The sequence below is a fragment of the Rhodobacteraceae bacterium IMCC1335 genome (assembly GCA_039640495.1).
Lineage (GTDB): Bacteria > Pseudomonadota > Alphaproteobacteria > Rhodobacterales > Rhodobacteraceae > Thalassovivens.
In genome coordinates this window covers 3,392,658-3,415,538 of sequence record CP046864.1, presented here as the reverse complement: position 1 = coordinate 3,415,538, position 22,881 = coordinate 3,392,658, and the positions used below count along the sequence as shown (strand labels likewise).

Sequence of the window (22,881 nt, the reverse complement as noted above, 5' to 3'; positions counted from 1 at the left end):
GAGTTTGAACCGGTGTCACATCTGGTTTGAGCCATCGCTTGGAGAATAGAAAAATGCGTCACGGCGGCCAAATCCTGATCGACCAGTTAAAAATTCAAGGCGTAGACCGAGTGTTTTGTTTGCCCGGGGAAAGCTATCTGGCGGCGCTGGATGGATTGTTTGAAAGCTGTATTGAAACGATCATTGGGCGACAAGAGGGCGGCGTGGCGATGATGGCAGAAGCGCATGGCAAGTTAACCGGCAAGCCGGGCGTGGCCTTTGTGACGCGGGGCCCGGGCGCAACAAATGCATCCGCTGGGGTGCATATCGCGTTGCAAGATAGTACGCCGATGATTTTATTCGTGGGTCAGGTGGCCAGCGATCAGCGTGATCGTGAAGCCTTTCAAGAAGTGGATTATCGGCAAATGTTCGCGCCGCTTGCCAAATGGGTTGCCGAAATTGATCGTATCGATCGTATTCCAGAATATATCAGCCGGGCATTTCACATGGCCGTCTCGGGGCGGCCCGGTCCGGTCGTGTTGGCCTTGCCCGAGGATATGCTGGCGCAGCAATGTGAGGTGTTGGATGCAAAGCCAGCGCAACCTGCCTGCCAGGATGTGTCAGAGGCCTCTGTGCACAAGGTGCTGACACAGCTGCAGCGGGCAGAGAACCCAATCCTTATCGCCGGGGGCGGCGGGTGGAGCGCAAAAGCTGCCAAGGATCTGGCCCGCTTTGCCGCAGCGCTTCATCTGCCCGTGGCCACATCTTTTCGCTGCCAAGATTACATTGACAACCGCCACCCCAATTATGCCGGTGATTTGGGAATTGCCCCCAATCCCGCTTTGCTAAGCCGGGTGCAAAGCGCGGATTGCCTCCTGGTTCTGGGGGCGCGTATGGGTGAGATGACAACGGGCGGATATGAATTGTTAGAAATCCCAAATCCAAGCCAAACCATGATACATATTCACGGCGATGCCAATGAGATTGGGCGCGTGTATCGCCCGCATTTGGGCCTTGCTTGCGCGCCATCTCAATTCTTGGCGCAGGCGCTTAAAACTTTGTCTGCGGTGCCTGCTGCGCCGCAGGCGAGCCCCGAGCATAAGGCCTATCTGGCCTGGCAGGCCCCATCCGCAACCCCGGGGGCTGTGCAATTAGAGCAGGTGATTTTGCATCTTTCTGCGACGCTTTCAGACGATGCTATTTTAACGAATGGGGCGGGTAATTACGCAGGCTGGCTGCACCGTTATTTCCGCTACAAAGCCTATCGCACGCAACTTGCTCCCACCTCTGGAAGCATGGGATATGGGCTGCCTGCGGCGGTTTCGGCAAAATTGGCGCATCCCGAGCGCACGGTTGTATGCCTTGCCGGCGATGGGTGTTTTCAAATGAGCATGCAAGAGTTTGGAACGGCGGTTCAATACGGCGCGAATATCATCGTGATTTTGGTGAATAACGGTGTTTATGGAACCATTCGAATGCACCAGCAGAAGACATATCCCGACCGCCCCTCGGGAACGGATATTCGCAATCCAGATTTTGCGGCTCTGGCCCGCTCATATGGAGGGTTTGGCGCAACGATTAGCAAGACGGAACAATTTGCCGATGCGTTTGCAGCGGCCCTTGCGGCGAAAGCCCCCGCGATATTGGATGTGCAGACGGATCCGCGCGCCGTCACCACGCGCAGCTCAACCGCTTCCTAACGTTATTGCCGCGATGAGGGGTCTGACGCAGAACTGCGGCTTTCAGAGCGATTGTTTAACGCAGCTTTGCTTTTAAACAATCGCCATAGGGTCCAGCCAATTGTGCCTCCAAAGAAAAGCACCGCGGAGGCGACCATTTCTACTCCGGCAGCTGAACTGACGCTGCGTTGGCTGAGCGCAAAGACAAGTAGCGCAAGCGCAAGGATGGATAGGATCAATCTAAAGATCAACTCTTGGCGCGGCGGCGCGAATTTCGTCATGCGATATTTTCCTTTCGGGCGTATCGAACGGTTTCACTCGATAGATAGCGCGCGATCGCTGGATTTCGCGGATATTTTTATTTAGGCCGCTATCTGAGGCGATTAAAGCCGCTAAAAATTAAGCTCAACGTTGGGAAGTTCTAGCGTTTTGAGCAGATCGCGCAATTCTTGGCGGGCGGCAATATTTGACATGTTCAACTGCCGCACCCCGGTATCTTTAAGATCAAGCAAAGTAAGCCCGCGCGGAAATAGCTCTCTGAAAATCACCCGTTCATTGAAACCGGGTGCAATCCGGAACCCGATCCGGTCGGCCAATTCTTCTAGGGCCCTGCTCATTTTTTGTTTATTGACCATTTGCTGAGCACCAACGCGATTGCGCAACACAATCCAGTCAATCGGCTTTAAGCCGGCTTGCGCGCGCAATTGCCGGGCATGCCAGACCATTTCCGAATAAACAGATGGGCCGGCGATGGTTTGCCCATCACTGCTGATATGCGCCAAAAGATCAAAATCGACAAAACTGTCATTCAGCGGGGTGATCAGTGTATCGGCAAGTGAATGGGCGACCTGACTTAAGCGAGTATGCGAACCTGGGCAATCTATCATGATAAAATCGCTGCCGGGCTCCATCTCAACGATCGCAGCTGACAATCTGTGATCATAGATGTTTTCATCTTCGGGTACGGCGGATTTTTCAATTTCAGGCAGGCTAAAATGTTGCGGGCTTGGGAAACTTAGCCCTGCCTCATCCTGATATTTTTTGCGGTTCAAGCAGTAGCGGGCAAATGTTTGTTGACGAAGATCCAGATCAAGCCCTGCAACCCGATGGCCCATGCGCGATAGAGCGGTCGCCAAATGCATCGTGACTGTTGACTTGCCAGCGCCGCCTTTTTCATTTCCGACAACAATGATATGTGCCACTTAGTGTATCTCGCCACGTTTCTTATAAGTGTTAGCCTATAAGCGCTGTCTAGCTCAAGGTGAAGCCTTATCAAAAGATTATCATGCAAAGAATTCAATTTAGCCGCAAAACAATGCAAGCTGGCAACGCTTTGATCCAAGCCTGATCGCTACATCGCACATTTTCATACAAACAAAGTTTATTGGCAAGCTTCTCGATGCGTTCCTGCTAATTTGGCTTACGGGTCTTTTGCGGGTGTCGGGGGCACCAGCGGAGGCTCTGCCTCGCTCGGAGCCAACTCTTCAAAGTCAAAATTATCCAAGCGGCGCGCCCGTCTTCCAGCTTTTTCCGAGCTGATTTTGATTTCAGAGAGATCTTTTGCCGCTTGGCCGAAATGACGGTCAAGGTTTTCAACCCGCGTGCCTAATCGGTCAACATCCTGATACAGCAAACCCAATTCGCGGCGGATAGATCCTGCTTGCGCGCGCATGCGGGCATCTTTGAGAATGGCGCGCATTGTATTTAACGTGGCCATGCAGGTGGTGGGGGATACGATCCAAACGCGCGCTGCAAAGCTTTCACGCACCAAATCTGGGAAATTTGCGTGGATCTCAGCGTAAACCGCTTCTGAGGGCAAAAACATCAGCGCGCCATCCGCGGTTTCCCCCTCGATAATATATTTCTCGCTGATATCCTTGATATGTTTGCGCAGCGCTGTTCGAAATTGCCGCGCCGCTTCTGCCAAATCGGCCTCTGTACTGGCCCGCCGCATCGCTTCATAGGCTTCTAAGGGAAATTTGCTGTCGATAGCGATTGGCCCGGGCGGGTTGGGGAGGTGAATGATACAATCTGCGCGTCGTCCGTTTGAGAGGGTGGCTTGCATCGTAAAACTATCTTGTGGCAAGGCTTTGATCACGATGTCATGCAATTGAATTTCACCAAATGCCCCGCGCGTTTGTTTGTTTGACAAAATATCCTGTAAACTCAAAACATCCCCCGAGAGCTTTGTGATGTTTTCTTGTGCTTTATCAATGGTGACTAAACGTTGCTGCAGATCCCCCAAAGATTGGGCGGTACGGCGGGCCGAGCCATGCATATTTTCAGAGAGCTGTTGCTGAACTTGTGCAAGGCGTTGCTCCATCAAGGCCAGCATGTTGGTTTGCGCCTTGGCATTGGCTTCTGACACATGGTGTAGCCCGCCTGATAACCGCTCTTGGCCGTCACTTAGGGCCTGCAATTGTTTGACCAAAAGGCCCATTTCTTGTTCTGCAAGCCCGTTTGATTGGCCGGATTTACGCGCGGCAGTCACCCACCAAATCAAGGCTGCCAGTGCCAGCCCAAGCAGAAGAAAAACCACCGGATTGTTTGCAAGGAGAGGCGTGTTTTCCATTAGCTGCGCCCGAATAAGCGTTCGATATCAGCCAGTTTTAATTCTATATAGGTTGGCCGACCATGATTGCATTGGCCCGAAAGCGGCGTTTTTTCCATATCGCGCAGTAATGCATTCATTTCTTCGGGCCGCATTCTGCGCCCAGAGCGGATAGATCCATGGCAGGAAATCCGGCTCAGAATTTCTTCGATCTTGGTTTTGATTTTTTCGCTATTGCCCAGATCTTGCAGCTCGTCCACAAGATCCATGATTAGGGGTTTTGCGCTCACGGGGCCCAAAATAGCCGGCGTTTCGCGCACTGCTATGGCGCTTCCCCCAAAGGCCTCAATGATCAGCCCCAGTTCGGCCAGCTCTTGGGAGCGTTGCAGAAGATCAGCGCATGTTTCAGCGGGAAGCTCAACAATATCTGGAATCAAAAGTGCTTGCGTGGCGACGCCGTTTTCCGCCATTTGAGCTTTCAGCTTTTCGTAAACAAGGCGTTCATGGGCCGCGTGTTGATCCACAATCACAAGACCGTTTTGGGTTTGCGCAATGATGTAGTTCTCGTGAATTTGGCCTCTTGCCGCGCCCAAGGGAAAATGATCCTGTTCAGCACTTGGCTGTGGGTCACCCGCGGTTGCGGGTATCTCTGGCTTTGCCTGCTGCGGCTCTTGCGCGACATATGAGGCGCTTGGTTCGGCAAATTCTGGGGATTGAAACCGATAGTTTTCAATTTTGCTTTTGGTAGACAGGCGTGGCATCTGATACGCGGGCGCGCGGGGCTGGCCTGGTTGCAGCGCGTCAAGCGCTGCTGCTGCAAGCGTGCTTGATGCCCGGTGTCCTTCCTCAGAAAGGGCGGTGCGCAGGCCCGAAACGATCAAACTGCGCGCTGCGGATGGATCTCGAAAACGGACTTCTGATTTTGCAGGATGCACGTTGACATCGACCAAATGCGGATCGCAGGTGATGTTGAGCGCTGCGGCCGGATGCCGATCGCGCGACAACACGTCAGAATAGGCCGCTCTTAACGCACCAGTCAGCATTTTATCGCGCACCGGGCGGCCATTGACGAAAATATATTGATTAACGGCGGCTCCGCGCGAATAGGTGGGCAATGCAGCATAGCCGGTTAAACGAAGTTGCTCGCGTTCGGTTTCGATGCGCAGCGCATTCTCGACAAACTCTTGGCCCAAAAGCTTTGACAACCGGTTTGCCAATGCCTCGAAATACGGGCCGTCTTCCGGGGCAAGCTGCAAGATCATCCGCTGCGCGCCTCCTGAGACATCCCGCAACACGAATCCGATCGCAGGCTCCGCCATGGCCAAGCGGCGAATAACATCGCTGATTGCTTGGGTTTCAGCGCGCTCGCTGCGCATAAACTTTAAGCGCGCCGGCGTGGCAAAGAATAGATCACGCAGCTCGACCACTGTGCCCGCGCTGAGCGCTGCCGGTTTTACCGCTGATTGCGCGCTTCCTGCAACGGTGATTTCGGCGCCCTCATGGCCCGCAGCGCGGCTGATAATGGAAAGCCTCCCAACGGCGCCCAATGATGGCAGGGCTTCGCCTCTGAAGCCGAAACTTTCAATATTCAGCAGGTCACTTCCGTCAATTTTCGACGTGGCATGGCGGGATAGGGCTAGAGGCAGATCATCCGGAGCCATGCCGTGACCGTCATCAGTGATGCGGATCAGCGTTTTACCTCCATCGGCAATATCAATGGAAATGCGCTGGGCTCCGGCGTCAATAGCATTTTCTGCCAGCTCTTTGACTGCAGAGGCCGGACGCTCGACCACTTCGCCGGCTGCGATGCGGTTCACCGCGGCGTCGTCTAACTGCCGGATCAGGGGGCGTTCTTTGAAGATATGGGGTGTCTGAGCTTGCATACCACAAGGTTTAGCATGAGTAGCGGCGATTCTTCTATCGGTAATCGCAAATTCCAAAACTTTGCTAAATTGCAAAATAGGGCCATTTTAACCGCTTATATGCACAGCTTTTTAAGCGTTAGACAGGTTTGTTTAAGTTTTGAGCTGCATAGTTTGCCGCATGATCGCCGGCCCAAGCCCCGGTGGCTAGGCAGGCATTTATCAGATAACCCCCCGTTGGAGCTTCCCAATCCAACATTTCGCCAGCGCAAAAAACACCAGGCAATCTATTGAGCATCAGGTCCGCATTGAGATCCTGCCATCGCACGCCGCCCGCTGTGGAAATTGCTTCATCCAAGGGAGCAAGCCCCGTATAAGCAAGCGGCAGGGTTTTGATCGCGCGGGCCAGCGCTGCGGGGTCGGCGGGCAATGGGCGGGCCAGTTCTTGCAGCAACGCAATCTTAACCGGGGGCAGTCGCAGGGTTTTACGTAAAAAATTTGAGAGGCTGTTTTTGCCTTTTGGCCGCTGCAATGCCGCCGAAATATGCGCAATCGTAAGATCAGGCGCAAGGTCGATAAACAGCTCTTGGCGCTCGCGAAGCGCTGGGCTGAGCGTATAAATACCGCTGCCTTCTAAGCCTCGGTTGCTTAATATCACCTCGCCGCGGCTTTTATACCCCCCCGCTGTCAGCGCCACGGACTTAATCGGCTGGCCATAGAGTTTCTGCATATAGGGTGACCAGGCCACATGAAGTGCTGCGTTTGAGGGCTTAAAGGGTGCGCTTAATACGCCGTGCTGCGCCAGAATATCAACCCACTGCCCGTCAGAGCCCAGTTTTTTCCAACTGCCCCCGCCAAGCGCCAAAACCGCAACATCAGGGGTGATCTGCGCGGGTCCGCTGGGGGTTTCAAATCCAAAGCAGCCATCTTTGCTAAGCGTCTTCCACCGCGATTTCACGCGCAGTTCAGCCCCTGCATCTTGAAGGCGCAGCAGCCAGGCGCGCAAGAGAGGCGAGGCTTTCATCGCTTTTGGAAAGACGCGGCCAGAAGATCCGCTAAACACGTCGGCGCCCAGCGCATTCGCCCAGCGCATAACGTCGGCTGGTCCAAAATCATTGAGCATGGGGGCCAATTGCGCGCTGGCGCCATAATATTGGTTTTGAAAGATTGCGAGCGGCTCGTTTTTGGTCAGGTTCAATCCTGATTTTCCCGCCATAAGAAATTTTCGCCCGATAGAGGGTTTCGCGTCGAAAATTTGCACCTGCGCGCCTTGCGCCAGCAAGCGCTCTGCTGCCATAAGCCCTGCCGGTCCGGCCCCGATAATCAGCGCGGAATTGCTCATGCACCCTTCCTTTCAGATAACCGATTGGATTATCAGATTAATGCAACGCGTCTCTTTTAGCATTCTGGGTAGTCTCCTTGGTTTATGTCGGCGGTGTTTAACGCTTTGCGCTTAGGGTCTAAGCCTATCCGAGCTCTTGATCCACCGGTATTTATCTTCGTTTAGCCTGTTTTGCGGCGCCTGCTTTTCTGAACAGCATTTCAACCTAGCTCCTTCATAGCGGCGCGTTAGAGAATAAAGGTTCAGCGATGACAGAGGATCCAATATGCCCCTTATGCGCGCGGCCTATCCCATCACACGCGCCGCAAAGCCTTCATCATTTGGTGCCCAAGCTGAAAGGCGGCAAAGGTGGCCCTACGGTTTTGTTGCATCATCAATGTCATAAAGAAATACATGCCTGCCTTAGCGAGGCCGAGCTTGCCCGCAATTATGCCACCATTGAAAAATTGAAAACGCATCCCCGGCTGGCAAAATTTATTGCTTGGGTGGCGAAACGGCCGCCGGAGTTTTTATCCCGTACACCCAAACGCCGCCGCTAAAACGTTGCCTCAGCTGGCGTTGCACATCGCTTTTATCGCGGCCACATGGCTGGCTTGTGCTTTGCTGACCTTTTCTGCCATCCCATAGGCTGCTGCGATAAGCGTGTCTTTGGCGCATATTTGGTCGATCAACCCGGCATTCAATGCGTCTGTGGCGGTCATTTTATGACCGGCCATTAAAATTAATTTGCTTCGTGCGGGCCCAATCAGTGCGCGCAATCTGCCCGGATCGCTAGGTTGTGGCAGAAACCCGCGCTCCATAACGGGGTAGAAGAATTTCGCTTCTGGAACCGCTAGGCGTAAATCGCAGGCCAAGGCCATACCAAACGCGCCGCCAGCCAAAGTGCCGTTTAAGGCTGCAATTGTCAGGGCCGGCAAATCGGCAATCGCGCTTGAAACGCGCTCCCAAATATCCGAGGTCGCCAATCCCAGCGCGGCTTGGTCTAGATCAGCGCCGGCGCTGAATGTTTTACCCGCGCCGGTTAGGATCAGAGCCTGCGCTGCTTGTGCCGTCTGCACGATTTGTAAAATTTCCTCCAGCATGTCTTGTGTCAACGAGTTGGCTTTATCGGGCCGATCCAAGGTTAAACGCCAAATAGCGCCGTCTTTGTGAAGCTGGATCATAGCAGGCCCAATTTTTGGCGAAGCGCGGTATCGCGCAGCGATAATTCCGTACCCAAATAAGGGTCGGCGGCGCTGGTGCACATCCAAACAAGCGCTTTGGCGGGCCAATCTGCGGCAATATGCGCCGACCAGTCAAGCTGGCTGACAGGGTTAATACCGCTGGCTTTGATGTCTTTCTGCATTTGGGTTGCAACGGTTCCCGGTGATAACCCCATGCTTCGAATGCCGTCTTTGTGATGCTCTAAATGCAAAGATTCGGTCAGCATGGCGGCCCCAGCTTTTGACGCACAATAGCCGCTCCAGCCCTCTACCGCATGATGCGCCGCGCCCGAGCTCACGGTCAGGATCGTCCCTGCGCCTTGGGCCTGCATGATCGGCAGGGCCGCGCGGATGCCATGAAACACGCCTTTGAGATTGATATCGATCATTTGCGACCACTCTTGCGGGTCGACGCTGGCCAAAGCGCTGATTGGAGCAATCACACCCGCGTTATTGATCAGAATATCAACGCTGCCAAACGCGGCTTGTGCGGCGCGGATTGCAGCGTCTACGGCCGCATAATCGGCGACATCGCAGGTCCGCGCCATGGCGCGAGGCCCGATATCTTTCGCCAGTTCGATAATCTGGGTTTCGCTGCGCGCCAAAAGGCAAATATTGGCGCCCGCCGCGGCAAATGTGGTGGCAGTTGCCGCCCCAATGCCACGGCTGGCACCGGTGATAACAGCTGTTTTGCCGGTGAGGTCTTTCATAAATATGCTCGCTTTCAGATCTAGAGTCAGCCACGCCTATGTATAGGGATGAAAGGGCTATGGGTAGCGGGATCGGTTGTCAAACATGATCTTTGACATCTGCTTTGGTTCGCGTGTCTTTTTCAGGCACATGGTTTAGACGCGCAGCGCTGGCAGGCCCACACCCGTAGCCTCAAAGCCTCCATCCGCGGCAACCACTTGGCCTGTCACAAAAGAGGCTTTCTCGGAGCATAGAAAAAAGATGACTTCGCCAATTTCGCGCTCGTTGCCATAGCGGTTTAAAGGAATGGCGTCATGATAGGCGTCAATAATCTCTGGCGTGTGAACGGCCATCGCCAATTTTGTGCGCACTGGGCCGGGGGCCACGCAATTGGCGCGAATGCCATATTCGCCCAATTCAACGGCTTGTTGTTTTGTAAGCTGCATCACCGCCGCTTTTGATGTGCCATAAGCAACGCGCAAGGTCGAAGCGCGCAGGCCTGAAATAGAGGCAATATTGACAATGCTGCCCCGGGTGTCACGCAGCAATGGTGTTAGGGCTTGGCTGAGGTAAAACATGCCATCCAAATTTGTATCCATAACCTTGCGCCAAATGGCTGGATCGCACTTTTCAATCGGACCAAAATCAGCCACACCGGCATTGTTGACAAGGCAATCAAGTCGCCCCAGCCGGGTTCGTATCTCTTGGGCGATTTGCCCCGAGGCTTGCGGGTTAGACACGTCGAATAATAAAATTTCTGCGGCCGGAAGGTCCAGTGCAGCAGCGTCTAGCGCCTGCGCATCGCGGTCAAGCAAAGCCACTTGATAGCCGTTTTCCACAAAAATATGCGCTGTTGCCAAACCGATGCCGCGGGCGCCCCCTGTGATCAGTGCCGTTTTCACCATTTTGGTTATCCTATTACGCTACACTCTGCTGCCAAGGCTACACAAAAACCAGCAGCATCTGCAATGGAAGCTTGCCTTGTTTGGGTGGGTTCACTACCTGTGTAGAAACTAATTTTGCGGGGTGTCATGTCGGGCCTATCTACCTCTTTGCCAGAATTCACTGAAAAGCTGCTTAGCGCGGCGCGGGTTGCTGGGGCTGATGCCGCGGATGCTTTGGCCAGCATGGGCAGCGCGATCGAAATCAATGTGCGCTCGGGCGTTTTAGAGCAGGCTGAGCGATCCGAGACAATGGATTTGGGGCTGCGGGTCTTCGTGGGGCAACGGCAGGCAGTGGTTTCTGGATCTGATCTGCGCGATGGCACATTGACTACCATGGCCGAGCGCGCCGTGGCCATGGCCAAAGAGGCCCCCGATGATCCTTATGCGGGGCTGGCGGCGCCCGAACAGCTGGCCGTAGATTGGAATGTTGAGGCGCTTGAGCTTTATGACACGCAGCCGGAACCCTCTGCTGTCGCATTAGAGGCAGATGCGCTTGCGGCTGAAGCTGCAGCGCTGGGTGTGGCGGGGATTGAACAGGTAGATGCGGCCTCAGCTTCCTATGGCTCTGGGCAGGTTCATTTTCAAACCAGCGCTGGCTTTGCGGGGGGGTATCAGCGCAGCAGCCGGTCAATTTCCTGTGTGGCGATTGCGGGCAGCGGTCTGCAGATGGAACGTGACTATGATTTTGACAACCGTATTTTTCAAGAAGATCTTGCCGATCCAGCTGAAATTGGGGCAAAGGCAGGCGCGCGGGCCGTGGCCCGGCTTAAGCCATCAAAGCCGCCCACAGGGCAGTTCCCCGTTTTGTTTGATGAACGCGTTGCCTCTAGCCTGATCGGGCATTTTTTAAGTGCTATCAATGGCGCCTCTGTGGCGCGTGGCTCGTCTTGGTTGCTGGAGGGCTTGGGTCAACAAGTGTTTCCAGATAAGGCGCAGCTGATCGAAGATCCGCATCGCCCGCGCGTGGCGGGATCGCGCCCCTTTGACGGGGAAGGCTTGCCGACGCAGCAGCGCGCTCTTGTTGAAAATGGAGTGCTAACCGGGTGGACCTTAGATCTGGCTTCTGCGCGGCATTTATCGATGCCGCCCACAGGCAATGCCTCGCGTGGGGTCAGCGCGCCCCCCAGCCCGAGCAATTGGAATATCACCTTGATGCCAGGGCTGCATACTCAGGCTGATTTGATCCGCGATATGGGCAGAGGCTTGCTGGTCACGTCAATGATTGGGTCCACCATCAACCCTAATACTGGTGATTATTCGCGCGGCGCCGCTGGCGTTTGGGTGGAAAATGGTGTGATCAGTCATCCGGTGAGCGAATGCACGATCGCTGGCAATTTACGCGACATGCTGCGCGGCTTTATTGCGGCTAATGATGCGCGCGCGCATCTGTCTCGACGCGTTCCTTCCCTGTTGATTGATGGAATGACTATTGCCGGGGGCTGATCTTCAGCTTTTGCTGGCGGCGGCGCAAAAAGCGGGTGAAGTTGCGCAGCGCTATGCCCGAAACGGCGCTCAAGCTTGGGAAAAACCTGATCACTCTGGGCCTGTTACCGAAGCGGATTTGGCGGTTAATGCTCTGCTATTTGATATGCTTGGATCGGCGCGGCCAAATTATGGTTGGCTGTCTGAAGAAACGGAAGATGATCAAAAACGTCTCGGTGCGGAGCATTGTTTCGTGATTGATCCAATCGATGGGACGCGCAGCTTTATCGCGGGTGAAAAGACATGGGCGCATTCATTGGCCATTACCACTGGATCTGATGTCACCGCTGCGGTGATTGCCCTGCCGATGTTAGGTTTGACCTATTATGCAGAACAAGGATCAGGCGCGTTTCTCAATCAGCAAGCGGTCCACGTCTCTGATTGCAGGCAGATTGACGATGCCACCGTGCTGGCCGCAAAGCCTGCTTTGGAAGCGCGCCATTGGCGTCTACCAATGCCGGCAGGTCTGCAGCGGCGGCATAAACCATCTTTGGCATATCGCATGGCGTTGGTCGCACAGGGAGAATTTGATGCAATGATCACGCTGCGCGACACTTGGGATTGGGATATTTGCGCCGGTGCTCTGATAGCAGCAGAAGCGGGCGCGCGCGTGAGTGACAAAGCGGGAAAACCGCTGCTTTTTAATCGCTCAGAAGTCACATCATCCGGCGTTTTGGCCGCAAATCCGCCGCTTCATCAGCAATTTAAAGACGCTTTAGATCTTTAGAAGCGGTTGCATCAATTTATGCAGCAAGCCGGTGAATTTTAAAGGTGCTTCGGTCACGGCCAGACAGATGCAACTGGTTCCATCTGCTGCAACCGGCGTATGGCTGACATCGCTGGTGGCCACTTCTATATCACCCCTACTGAAATAATCAGTCTCATCCGCAAACGCGCCTTGAAGCACCAATGTCAGCTCTAAGCCGCTATGGCTATGATTGGGGACGGCCGTGCCCGGCGGAATGTAAAGCAACCGCGCGCTGCCCGCACCAGTGGTCTTCAAAACTGATTGCTTGACGCCCATGCCGATCGGTTGCCATTTGATCGCTTCAAGATCAGTTCCGATGTAATCTGCCAAAGGCGCCGGCACGTTTGAGACCTTAGGAGCTTGCACCTGATCCTCGAGCGGATGCTGTTCGATCAACGCCATCGTCTTTGCCAGAGCATCCGAGGAAAGGGCCGCACCTTCGGTATCTTCTAGCAGCGCACCGCCTACGGCATTGTAGCTTTCTAGGGCGGCCCTGCACTGGTCGCAGAGCGAAATATGTGTGGCCACAGCCACCGAAAAGCTTTCCGCCAAATTGCCCGACGCATAAGCGATCATCAGTTCTTCGGTGAGGTGGTGTTTAATCTTCGTCATTTTGTGTTCATTTCTCATGTCATAGAATGGCGCAACCGCTCAAGTGCTAACCTAATTCGCGATTTGATTGTGCCAAGGGGTAGACCTGTTACATCTGCTATTTCGCTATGCGACATATCTGCAAAGTATGCGCGTTCCAGAAGCAAACGCTGCTTCTCGGGCAACTGCGCGATCGCATTGCCCAATTTTTCACTTTCCTGCTGAAGACCAATCACGTCTTCCTGGTCTGGCTCATGTTCTGGCCCCCAGCCAATATCTTCCGGTTCGGGGCGGCGCTGCTTCCTAATTGCATCGATTTTTTTGTTGCGCGCGATCGTGAACATCCATGTCGCCGCGCTGGCCCTGCTGGGATCAAACATATGCGCCTTACGCCATACCGTTGCCATCGCCTCTTGCGCATGCTCTTCCGCAGAAGCATGATCGCTGCCAGATTTTATTAAAAACGCTTTGATGCGCGGAGCAAATTCGTTGAAAAGGCGCTCGAAAGCAGCAGTATTTTGGCTTTTGCCAACCGCTACCAAATCGTGCGACCACTTATTTGATACATTGTTCTGCGGATGATCCGACAAATTTGATGCCTTTCGAGGCGCTGATATAGCTCCGTTGCTTTCTCTCTCGCTATCATAAGAGAAAAGATCTGGCGAGCCTACACAACCCGCAAAGCTATTTTGCCGCATATCCACGAAATGTATTACGCAGCACTGAACAAGCCGGATCATATATTTATCGAATTTACTTTTCATCCAAGTCAAAAACCTGCACGTAGATATTCTAAAGATATCGGAGAAACGAATGAATATTGCGCCGCAGGGCCTAAACGGGCCGCGAATAGCAGTGATCGGCGGCGGAATTTCAGGCATGGGCGCAGCATATGCTTTGGCTGACACGCAAAACGTAACGCTTTACGAGGCGGCGCCGCGGCTCGGGGGGCATGCGCGCACGGTGATTGCCGGCAAAGCAGGCACTCAGCCTGTGGATACGGGGTTTATCGTTTTCAATTATGCCAATTATCCCAATATGGTTGAGCTTTTTGATGCGCTGAACGTGCCGGTGGTCAAAAGCAATATGAGTTTTGGAGCATCATTGCGTGGCGGGCGCATCGAATATGGCCTGGCAAATTTCAACGCGATCTTTGCGCAAAAGCGCAACATAGCCAATCCCAACTTCTTGCGCATGTTGCGCGACATTTTAAAATTCAATGCGCGTGGATTGGATCTTGCGCAGGATCCTACGATGACAATTTCAGAGTTTTTGCAACGGTTGGGGTCGGGCCCCTGGTTTCGAGATTATTATCTCTTACCACTCTCGGGCGCGATTTGGTCAACGCCAACTGAGAAAATACTGGATTTTCCAGCTCGCGCGATGCTGCAATTTTTTGAAAACCATGCTTTGTTAAGCCATACAGGTCAGCATCAATGGTACACTGTTCAAGGGGGCTCTCAGGAATATGTCCGGCGTCTTGAGTGCGCTTTGGTGGATCGCGGCGTGGGGGTGCGCGTCAAAACACCCGTATCATCGGTGATCCGCCATGACCGGCAGGTCGAAATTCGCAGCGCCGGACACCCTCCTGAGTATTTTGACGAGGTGGTCTTTGCCACGCATAGCGATGACAGCCTGCGCCTTTTGGCAGATCCAAGCGCTTTTGAGGCTCAGGCCTTGGGCGCGGTGAAATACCAGCCGAATAATATCATATTGCACTGTGATGAGCGCATAATGCCAAAACGCAGGGCCTGTTGGTCGAGTTGGGTTTACACAGAAACCGATGATAAAACATCAGACCAGATTGACCTGACCTACTGGATGAATTCGTTGCAGCCTATTCCGTTGGATGATCCACATTTTGTGACCTTGAATTCAACACGGCCTATTCGCGAAGATAAGATTTACGATCAAGTGACCCTGCGCCATCCGGTTTACGATTTGCACGCGCTCGCTGCGCAGGAAAAAATTGCCACGCGCAACGGAACCAACCGCACGTGGTTTTGCGGGGCTTGGATGAAAAACGGGTTTCATGAAGATGGTCTGTCAAGCGGTTTGGACGTGGCCCAATCTATAATTTTGAAATCAGCGCTTGCCGTTGCGGCAGAATGAGCGCGATTGAGCATATCAGAGGCAGTACGTGGCATGGGCGTAAAGGCGATCTGAAAAATGACTTTCGCTACAGCATTGATTATCTTTGCCTTGATATAGAAAATTCCGCCGCAAAAAAAGGGATTTTTAAGCGTGACAGCGGGTGGCTTTTTGGGCTTTATGGCCGCGATCACGGCGGCCCTGTAGGGCGTGGCCGAGGGGCGGCGTGGGTGCGTGATGTCGCGGCTGGATATAATATTGAGCTGCCAGGTAAAATTTTGCTTCTCGCGCAACCTAGGATATTTGGGCATGTCTTTAATCCGGTCAGCTTCTGGCTGTGTTATGACGCGCAAGATCGATTGTTTTTAGTGATTGCCGAGGTAACCAACACGTTTGGAGATCGTCATTCTTATCTTTGTAAACATACGGATCTAAGGCCTATAAATCCCAGTGATCGTTTGAAAGCGGATAAAATTTTTCATGTCTCACCCTTTCAACCCATACAAGGGGCTTATGAATTTCGCTTTGATATTCGTCCGGAAAAAATTGGGATATGGATTGATTTACAAATGCCGCAGGGCGGTGTGATGGCCACTTTAACCGGCCCGCGCCGCGCATTAAGCAATTTTTCCATTTTAGGCGCTTTGCTGCGCCGGCCATTTGGATCGCGGCGGGTGCTGGGGCTGATCCACCTTCAGGCGTTGCGGCTGTGGTGGAAAGGCGCGAAATACCGCCCGCGTCCGACGCCACCAAAAGCCGAGATTTCATAGTGCCGGGGCGCCAGTTTGGTGTCTTTTCATCATATGGCGTGTTCGCCATGATGTTGGGCGCGGCAGGATTGCCGATCTACATTCATGCTCCTAAATATTTTGTTGATCAATATGGCGTAAGCCTAAGCATGCTGGGGTTGGCCTTATTTGCGCTGCGATCCTTGGATTTTGTTCAAGATCCCATTCTGGCAGCCTTGGCGCAGCGCAGCCGAGAGCGGGGCCAATGGCCAATTTATGCCTCAATTTTACTTTTGGGATTGGGGATGCTGGGCCTATTTGCGCTTGCGCCGCCGTTTTCCGCAATCATTTGGTTTAGCCTCTGTTTGGCAATGGTTTTTTCGGCGTTCAGCTTTCTGACCATTCGCTTTTACGCGAATGGTGTGCACGCGTTTGGGGCAAAGGGCCAGCTGCGCCTTGCAAGCTGGCGCGAAACGGGCAGTTTATTGGGCATATGCGTTGCTGCTATTGCTCCAACGCTCTTGCTCAATTTCTCAGCTCAGCCCTTTGCTGTCTTTGCTTTGGGCTTTTGCGGCCTTTGCCTTATCGCAGGCATTTTAATGCGGGGCTATTGGCATCCTATCGCGCAGGCACCGGCGTCGGTTGGCATAGCTGCGGTTCTCTCAGATCGCCAATTACGCCATTTTCTGCTGCTTGCGATGTTGAACTCTGCACCCGTGGCGGTGAGCTCGACTTTATTTTTATTCTATGTGGAAAGCCGGTTGGGCGCGGCAGATTGGGCCGGAGCGTTATTGATCCTATTCTTTTTGGCTGCGGCTGTCTCAGCCCCCATTTGGACTTATTTGGCAGCGCATTTTGGACCAAAGCAAGTTTTGCTTCTGGCAATGAGCGCGGCGATTATAGGTTTTTTTTACGCCTATTTTTTGCAGGAAGGTCAAATTTATGCCTTTGCGCTTATCTCGTTGGTAAGCGGTGCGACGCTGGGGGCTGATATGACGCTGCTGCCGGCGCTTTTTGCAAGCCATTTGGCACAGCGTTCTAACGGTGCAGAGATTGGGTTTGGGCTTTGGAATTTTGTGTCCAAAATGACGTTGGCCTTTGCCGCGGTGTTGGTTTTGCCCCTGCTTGAATGGTTTGGGTATCAACCGGGGCTGACAAATGCACAAAAGGGACTAACTGCTTTATCAGCGGGGTATGCGCTTTTGCCCTGTCTCCTGAAGATTTTGGCAATAGTCGCATTGGTGCGATTGCCGATGCAAGGGCATAGAAAATGAGAGATTTTAAGTCTAAACGGTATTGGCTGATTGGCGCCAGCGAAGGACTGGGCGCAGCTTTAGCGCATGAACTCAGCGCCGCCGGCGCAGATTTGATCTTATCGGCGCGCAACGAAGAGGCTTTGCATGCACTGGCGGAAAGCTTGCCCGGGCAGGCCGAGGTGGTTCCGATTGATGTGTGTGATATGGACAGCGTTGAGCGCGCCGCCCAGGCCGCCGGGTCACTGGATGGTTTGGTTTATTTGGCGGGGGTGTATTGGCCCTTTGCGGCGCAAGCTTGGCATGTTGAGCAGACCATTGCCATGTGTGATGTTAACTTCACTGGCGCGGCTCGGGTTTTGGGGCAAGTTGTGCCGCAATTTGTTGCCAAGGATAGCGGGCATATTGTGATTACCGGCAGTATTGGCGGGTTTCGCGGATTGCCAAGCGCGATTGGATATAATGCGTCAAAGGCGGGCTTGATGACCTTGGCTGAATCGCTTTATTGCGATCTCAGGCAGAGCGGTGTGTGCGTCCAATTGGCAAACCCTGGATATATCAAAACCCGCCTGACCGATAAAAATAAGTTTAACATGCCTTATATTATGTCGCCGGAGCAGGCTGCTAAGATCATGTTGGCCCATATGCAGAGCCACCGGTTTAAAAAGAGTTTTCCAACCTTCTTTAGCCTACTGTTCCGCGCAGCAAATTTTCTGCCAGACTGGCTGTATTACCGGCTTTTTTAGCCAGAGACTTTGTGCTTAAGCCGCACCAATAGACGAATCTGGGCTGCGTTGTGCGCGATGTCTTTCTTGATCGCCGGGGCCATTCAAGCAATCTTGCAGACTTTGTAGGCTCAATCTGGGGAAGCCTTCTAGTGTCGCGTGCTAAAGCTGTGCAATATGATGGCGATATGTCGTTTTGGCACGGCTCCAAACGCTATTTTCATCTGAGTTTTCTGCCAAGAGCTGCTCTAAATAGGGCCGCAATTGCTGGGCAAAATCTTCAGAGCTTTCGCGGGGTAAAAGCGATGGCAGATTGTCGATGGCCATCACGTCTAATACCGGGGTCTTTGCGATCCGCTGCGCTGGTTTGTCCCAATCGGTGGCCTGTGTGTAAATAGGTAGCGGGTTGTAATCGCTATCTGGGTCGCAAGCGATATCTGCCACCACGCGCAGCAAACGGGGTTGCGCCACGCTGGCCTTATCCAAAAACACGGGTGCGCCGGACTGCGCTAAGATACAATTGAACAGAATGGAATGTTGCAAGATCTGTGGAAATTCAGCGCGTCCTGCCGTGTCGTCTAAATCCCATTTGGTGATTTTCAGGCCCAGCGCATCGCATAAATCGCTTACCCCGGCCCCCACGCGTCCCAAAGCCCCGATCACCAAGCCCGTGGGGGGGGCCATCTTCACCCCAGAAAGCGTCTTACGAAGATCATTCAGCAGCGCCTGATTATTTTGATATGCGTCTAACTTTTGGCAAATCTTGCCGCGTTCTTGCGCCGCCCAACATTTCAGCGCCACAGCGGCCCCTGCATAACCAGCCCAATAGCCAAAAGCTGCAACGCGCCGGTTTTTGGTATCAACCAAATATTCAAGATCCAGCAAAAGCCCGCCTCCGGCTTTGAACCTGTTTAAAAGAGCCTGCCCAGCATGTTGGCCTTTGTAGGCATGGCCGAACATAATATGGCGATGAAGCAGGGCGTCTTTGGTTTGAGGTAATTCTTTTAATCCCAATATGAACGCGTCGCGCGGGGCGCCCGGCCAGCTGGCGTGATCCGCGATTTGGCATCCGGCTTTGGCATAGTCATCCATGCTAAAGCAGCGTTTATCGCTTGCCTCAACCGTGATGTTCATCCCCATATTTCTTAAATGCTGCGCTCCTTTTGGAGTCAGCGGCACCCGTTGTTCATTGGCGCGTTGTTCGGCGCGTAGCCATAAATGGGTCATTTTTTTACCTAAATATAGGTTTGGGCATTGGTTCGATCGGCAGGTTCCAGATGCGGCTTTGCCCCAAATTGGGTGAGCGTAAGATCTGCATTGATAAGTTGAAATTGGCTCAGGCTGGTATGACCAACCGCCATAAATAATTTGACGCGATGCGCTGCGTCAGTGTTCAGCGTGTCGCCCGCTAATGATGCGATAACGCCTGTTGAGGATACCAATAAGCTAGGCGTTTGTGAGGCCAAACCTTCTAAAATCACCGATCTAATGCGCTGATGGAAAGAGGTATAGCTTTCCAAAGCTGGATCCAATTTGTCGGCTTTCCAATATTCAAGCATGGTTTGCAGATGCTGTGCAAAAGCGGTTTGGGTTTCAGGATATGGAATGTTATGCGCGCGCTTTAGACAGTCTGCCATGCCGAAATAATTTAGCTCGTTTAAACGGGCATCCTGCAGATGGGGCAGATCAAATTGATTCACGCCTTTGGCGGTTTCGATTTGGCGCTTTAAAGTTCCCGAAATGATCTTTTGAAACGGCATAGATGTATCTTTGAGATGGGCACCAAGCCAGCGCGCTTGCTGATGCCCAAGCGCGCTCAACTTGTCATAGCTGGCCTCGTCGCGGGCGCCGGTATTGGCCTGGCCATGGCGTATGATTGTGACCGTTTGCATTGTGACTTCCTTATTCGAAGCCTGCGATGAAATCATGAAAGCGACAGGAAGGAAACCCTTATCTAAGCAATCTGTGAGAGGGGGGTTAGCGGTTTTCTGATGCGTGTTGTGTTTGATTTGCGCCTTCTGCCCATGCAAAAAAACATCATTACTGGGTGCGTTAAACGGGGACAAATCGTAAAAAATGACGCCTATCGGAAACAGGCTTGGCGCAAAAACATGCCCCAGTGTCGGGATTGGCGCTCTCTTTTTGCGGTGGCTATGGTGTAGAAAGATAACAGATTAAGGAGGCATCTCATGTCTGACACCATTCATTTTACGCTTGACGGGCAGCCGGCTTCCGCTGCGCCGGGTATGACCATTTGGGAAGTGGCCAATGGTCAAGGATTGGTGATCCCGCATTTGTGCCACAAACCTGCGCCTGGCTATCGGCCGGATGGCAATTGTCGCGCCTGTATGGTGGAAATCGAAGGAGAGCGCACGCTGGCCGCCTCTTGTATCCGCGAGCCGCAAGAAGGAATGGTGGTGACAACGAATTCTCAGCGCGCCAGTTCTGCGCAGAAAATGGTTGTTGAAATGCTGCTTGCCGATCAACCCGCGCGCGAAAAGGCCCACGATAAATCGAGCCATTTATGGGATATGGCCGATCTGCATTCGGTGCAAGACAGCCGGTTGCCCGCGTTGGAGCCAGAGCGGGTTCCTTTATTGGATGACAGTCATCTGGCGATGCGGGTGAACCTGGATGCGTGCATTCAATGCGGGTTATGCGTGCGCGCCTGCCGCGAAGTGCAAGTGAACGATGTGATTGGTATGGCTGGGCGCGGCCATGACAGTTATCCCACGTTTGATTTTGCCGATCCGATGGGTGACAGCACTTGCGTTGCGTGCGGCGAATGCGTGCAAGCCTGCCCCACTGGCGCCTTAATGCCGGCCACTGTGCTTGATGAGGATCAAACCGGCGATAGCCAAGATTATGACCGGGAGGTGGACAGTATATGCCCCTTCTGCGGTGTCGGCTGTCAGATCAGCTTGAAGGTTAAAAACGATAAAGTGAAATTTGTTGAAGGAATAAATGGGCCAGCCAATGAGGGGCGTCTTTGCGTCAAGGGCCGCTTTGGGTTTGATTATATCCATCACAGCCACCGTCTGACCAAACCGCTCATTCGCCGTGATGATGCCCCTGCAAAAGGTTTGAATGTGAGCCCTGATGATTGGCAGGAGGTATTCCGCGAAGCCAGTTGGGATGAGGCGCTAGACGCGGCGGCTTCTGGTTTGCTTAACCTACGATCTGAGCATGGTGGGCGGGCCGTGGCCGGGTTTGGCAGCGCCAAATGCACCAATGAAGAGGCGTATTTGTTTCAGAAAATGATCCGTCAGGGCTTTGGGCATAACAATGTTGATCACTGCACTCGGCTATGCCATGCCTCTTCGGTGTCGGCGCTTTTGGAAAATGTTGGATCGGGCGCGGTTACGGCGACGTTTAACGAAATTGAAAATGCCGATGTGGCGATTGTGATTGGCGCCAACCCGATTGAAAACCATCCCGTTGCCGCCACATATTTCAAACAATTTACCAAACGCGGCGGCAAGCTGATTGTGATGGATCCTCGCGGGCAGGCTTTGAAGCGGTTTGCAACGCATATGCTGCAATTCCGTCCCGGCGCGGATGTCTCGATGCTGAATGCGATCATGCATGTGATCGTTGAAGAAGAGCTGTACGACCAGCAATATATCGAAGCCTATACCGAGAATTGGGAGGCGGAAAAAGCCCATTTGAAAGATTTCAGCCCCGAAAAAATGGCGGGTATTTGTGGCATTGACGCGGAGATTTTGCGCGCTGTGGCGCGTTGCTTTGCGGGTGCAAAGGCGGGCATGATTTTCTGGGGTATGGGCGTGTCGCAGCATATCCATGGTACGGATAACAGCCGCTGCTTGATTTCCTTGGCGCTGATGACGGGCCAAGTTGGGCGGCCCGGCTCGGGTTTGCATCCTTTACGCGGCCAGAACAATGTGCAAGGCGCTTCGGATGCGGGCTTGATCCCGATGTTTTTGCCCGATTATCAAACCGTCACGAATGATGGCGTGCGCAGCGCATTTACCTCTGTTTGGAAATCGGGTGATTTTTCGGCAGAAAAAGGGCTTACCGTGACAGAAATCATGGATGCGGTTCACGATGGGGATATTCATGGCATGTATATTTTGGGGGAAAACCCCGCCATGTCTGACCCGGATGTGGAACATGCCCGTAAGGCATTGGCCAAACTGTCGCATTTGGTTGTGCAGGATATTTTTCTGACTGAAACCGCGAATTATGCCGATGTGATTTTGCCGGCCAGCGCTTTTGCGGAAAAAGCGGGGACCGTGACCAATACCAACCGGCAAGTGCAAATGGGGCGCCCTGCAGTGCCGCCCCCGGGCGAGGCAAAGGAAGATTGGTGGATTGAAACCGAATTGGCAAAACGTCTTGGGCTAGATTGGAGCTATACCAGCCCCAAAGAGGTTTTTGCTGAAATGAAGCTGAATATGGGCTCGCTGAATAATATTACATGGGATCGGCTGGAGTCAGAAAATGCCGTGACATACCCCTCGTTAAGCCCAGAGGATCCGGGCCAAAGCATCGTGTTTGGCGATGGGTTTCCGCGCGCGGATGGGCGTGCCCGCTTCACTCCTGCGCATGTTATCGCCCCGGATGATGTGCCCGATGCTGAATATCCGATGATTTTGACCACAGGGCGGCAATTGGAGCATTGGCATACCGGTTCGATGACCCGGCGGGCAAAAGTTCTGGATGCGGTTGAGCCCGAGGCCAATTGTTCCATGCACCCAAAAACCCTGCGAAAAATGCAGGTTGCACCGGGGGGGATGGTGCGGCTGAGCACCAAACGTGGAAGTTTGGTGATCATGGCGCGCGCAGATCGCGCTGTGGCCGAGGATATGGTGTTTTTACCCTTTGCCTTTGTGGAAGCGGCAGCCAATATACTGACCAATCCCGCGGTGGATCCTTTTGGAAAAATTCCGGAATTTAAATTTAGCGCCGTGCGCGTTGAAAAAGCAGAAGACAGCTCGGTTGCTGCCGAATGAAGCATGCCGATTGAGTGTTTTTTGAACCCATTGCTGCGCGG

At 53.3% G+C, this 22,881-nt stretch carries 21 protein-coding genes; 9 read left to right on the top strand and 12 right to left on the bottom strand.

Annotated elements, in window-relative coordinates; genetic code table 11:
* Positions 1–53 precede the first annotated feature (53 nt).
* On the top strand, positions 54–1,679 hold the full coding sequence (locus tag GN241_16670; protein ID XAT58854.1) for a thiamine pyrophosphate-binding protein: 1,626 nt from the start codon (positions 54–56) through the stop codon (positions 1,677–1,679).
* A 2-nt stretch (positions 1,680–1,681) separates the two neighbouring features.
* Here GN241_16670 and GN241_16665 read toward each other — a convergent pair whose 3' ends face one another.
* From GN241_16665 to GN241_16645, 5 genes are all read right to left on the bottom strand, one after another.
* A complete protein-coding gene (locus GN241_16665; protein ID XAT58853.1) occupies positions 1,682–1,939 on the bottom strand; it encodes a hypothetical protein in 258 nt (85 codons plus the stop codon).
* 111 nt (positions 1,940–2,050) lie between these two features.
* Positions 2,051–2,860 carry an AAA family ATPase gene (locus GN241_16660; GenBank protein ID XAT58852.1) on the bottom strand — a complete coding sequence of 270 codons (810 nt, stop codon included), beginning with the start codon at positions 2,858–2,860 and terminating at the stop codon, positions 2,051–2,053.
* 218 nt (positions 2,861–3,078) lie between these two features.
* Positions 3,079–4,230 (bottom strand): DNA recombination protein RmuC, encoded by a 1,152-nt coding sequence (gene rmuC, locus GN241_16655; protein XAT58851.1) that lies wholly within the window; start codon positions 4,228–4,230, stop codon positions 3,079–3,081.
* On the bottom strand, positions 4,230–6,092 hold the full coding sequence (mutL, locus tag GN241_16650) for a DNA mismatch repair endonuclease MutL (protein ID XAT59330.1): 1,863 nt from the start codon (positions 6,090–6,092) through the stop codon (positions 4,230–4,232). The genes rmuC and mutL overlap by 1 nt, the downstream gene beginning before the upstream one ends.
* 118 nt (positions 6,093–6,210) lie before the next feature.
* Positions 6,211–7,413: a TIGR03862 family flavoprotein gene (locus GN241_16645; protein ID XAT58850.1), complete on the bottom strand. Its 1,203-nt coding sequence runs from the start codon at positions 7,411–7,413 to the stop codon at positions 6,211–6,213.
* Positions 7,414–7,661: 248 nt separating this feature from the next.
* On the opposite strand from GN241_16645, the gene GN241_16640 reads away from it, so the two are divergent.
* A complete protein-coding gene (locus tag GN241_16640; protein XAT58849.1) occupies positions 7,662–7,952 on the top strand; it encodes an HNH endonuclease in 291 nt (96 codons plus the stop codon).
* Positions 7,953–7,961: 9 nt separating this feature from the next.
* Here GN241_16640 and GN241_16635 read toward each other — a convergent pair whose 3' ends face one another.
* From GN241_16635 to GN241_16625, 3 genes are all read right to left on the bottom strand, one after another.
* Complete coding sequence (locus GN241_16635; GenBank protein ID XAT58848.1) at positions 7,962–8,576, bottom strand: enoyl-CoA hydratase/isomerase family protein; 615 nt, start codon at positions 8,574–8,576, stop codon at positions 7,962–7,964.
* Positions 8,573–9,325: an SDR family NAD(P)-dependent oxidoreductase gene (locus GN241_16630; GenBank protein XAT58847.1), complete on the bottom strand. Its 753-nt coding sequence runs from the start codon at positions 9,323–9,325 to the stop codon at positions 8,573–8,575. The genes GN241_16635 and GN241_16630 overlap by 4 nt, the downstream gene beginning before the upstream one ends.
* Before the next feature lie 135 nt (positions 9,326–9,460).
* Complete coding sequence (locus tag GN241_16625) at positions 9,461–10,210, bottom strand: SDR family oxidoreductase (protein ID XAT58846.1); 750 nt, start codon at positions 10,208–10,210, stop codon at positions 9,461–9,463.
* 126 nt (positions 10,211–10,336) lie between these two features.
* Between GN241_16625 and GN241_16620 the strand changes: the two genes are divergently transcribed.
* Both GN241_16620 and GN241_16615 read left to right on the top strand, forming a co-directional pair.
* Complete coding sequence (locus GN241_16620; GenBank protein ID XAT58845.1) at positions 10,337–11,692, top strand: TldD/PmbA family protein; 1,356 nt, start codon at positions 10,337–10,339, stop codon at positions 11,690–11,692.
* Complete coding sequence (locus tag GN241_16615; protein ID XAT58844.1) at positions 11,679–12,458, top strand: 3'(2'),5'-bisphosphate nucleotidase CysQ; 780 nt, start codon at positions 11,679–11,681, stop codon at positions 12,456–12,458. Before GN241_16620 ends, GN241_16615 begins: the two co-directional genes overlap by 14 nt.
* Here the strand turns inward: GN241_16615 and GN241_16610 are convergent.
* Together GN241_16610 and GN241_16605 are read right to left on the bottom strand one after the other, a co-directional pair.
* Entirely contained in the window at positions 12,447–13,091 is a 645-nt protein-coding gene (locus GN241_16610; protein XAT58843.1) for a transcriptional regulator, read from the bottom strand. The two genes, GN241_16615 and GN241_16610, sit on opposite strands and share 12 nt — an antisense overlap.
* A 14-nt stretch (positions 13,092–13,105) precedes the next feature.
* Entirely contained in the window at positions 13,106–13,768 is a 663-nt protein-coding gene (locus GN241_16605) for a sigma-70 family RNA polymerase sigma factor (GenBank protein ID XAT59329.1), read from the bottom strand.
* A 115-nt stretch (positions 13,769–13,883) separates the two neighbouring features.
* Here GN241_16605 and GN241_16600 point away from each other — a divergent pair, with 115 nt between their 5' ends.
* The 4 genes from GN241_16600 to GN241_16585 are packed head-to-tail and all read left to right on the top strand — an operon-like array spanning position 13,884 to position 17,888.
* The gene (locus tag GN241_16600) at positions 13,884–15,182 is read left to right on the top strand and encodes an FAD-dependent oxidoreductase (GenBank protein XAT58842.1); all 1,299 of its coding nucleotides are present in this window, start codon (positions 13,884–13,886) and stop codon (positions 15,180–15,182) included.
* Positions 15,179–15,931, top strand: a complete 753-nt coding sequence (locus GN241_16595; protein XAT58841.1) for a DUF1365 family protein — start codon at positions 15,179–15,181, stop codon at positions 15,929–15,931. Before GN241_16600 ends, GN241_16595 begins: the two co-directional genes overlap by 4 nt.
* Before the next feature lie 47 nt (positions 15,932–15,978).
* The gene (locus GN241_16590; protein ID XAT58840.1) at positions 15,979–17,163 is read left to right on the top strand and encodes a sugar:cation symporter; all 1,185 of its coding nucleotides are present in this window, start codon (positions 15,979–15,981) and stop codon (positions 17,161–17,163) included.
* Positions 17,160–17,888 carry an SDR family NAD(P)-dependent oxidoreductase gene (locus tag GN241_16585; GenBank protein ID XAT58839.1) on the top strand — a complete coding sequence of 243 codons (729 nt, stop codon included), beginning with the start codon at positions 17,160–17,162 and terminating at the stop codon, positions 17,886–17,888. Before GN241_16590 ends, GN241_16585 begins: the two co-directional genes overlap by 4 nt.
* 141 nt (positions 17,889–18,029) lie before the next feature.
* Here GN241_16585 and GN241_16580 read toward each other — a convergent pair whose 3' ends face one another.
* Together GN241_16580 and GN241_16575 are read right to left on the bottom strand one after the other, a co-directional pair.
* The gene (locus GN241_16580; protein XAT58838.1) at positions 18,030–19,094 is read right to left on the bottom strand and encodes a saccharopine dehydrogenase; all 1,065 of its coding nucleotides are present in this window, start codon (positions 19,092–19,094) and stop codon (positions 18,030–18,032) included.
* 8 nt (positions 19,095–19,102) lie between these two features.
* On the bottom strand, positions 19,103–19,795 hold the full coding sequence (locus GN241_16575) for a histidine phosphatase family protein (protein ID XAT58837.1): 693 nt from the start codon (positions 19,793–19,795) through the stop codon (positions 19,103–19,105).
* Positions 19,796–20,056: 261 nt separating this feature from the next.
* On the opposite strand from GN241_16575, the gene GN241_16570 reads away from it, so the two are divergent.
* Positions 20,057–22,840 carry a formate dehydrogenase subunit alpha gene (locus tag GN241_16570; protein XAT58836.1) on the top strand — a complete coding sequence of 928 codons (2,784 nt, stop codon included), beginning with the start codon at positions 20,057–20,059 and terminating at the stop codon, positions 22,838–22,840.
* Positions 22,841–22,881 lie beyond the last annotated feature (41 nt).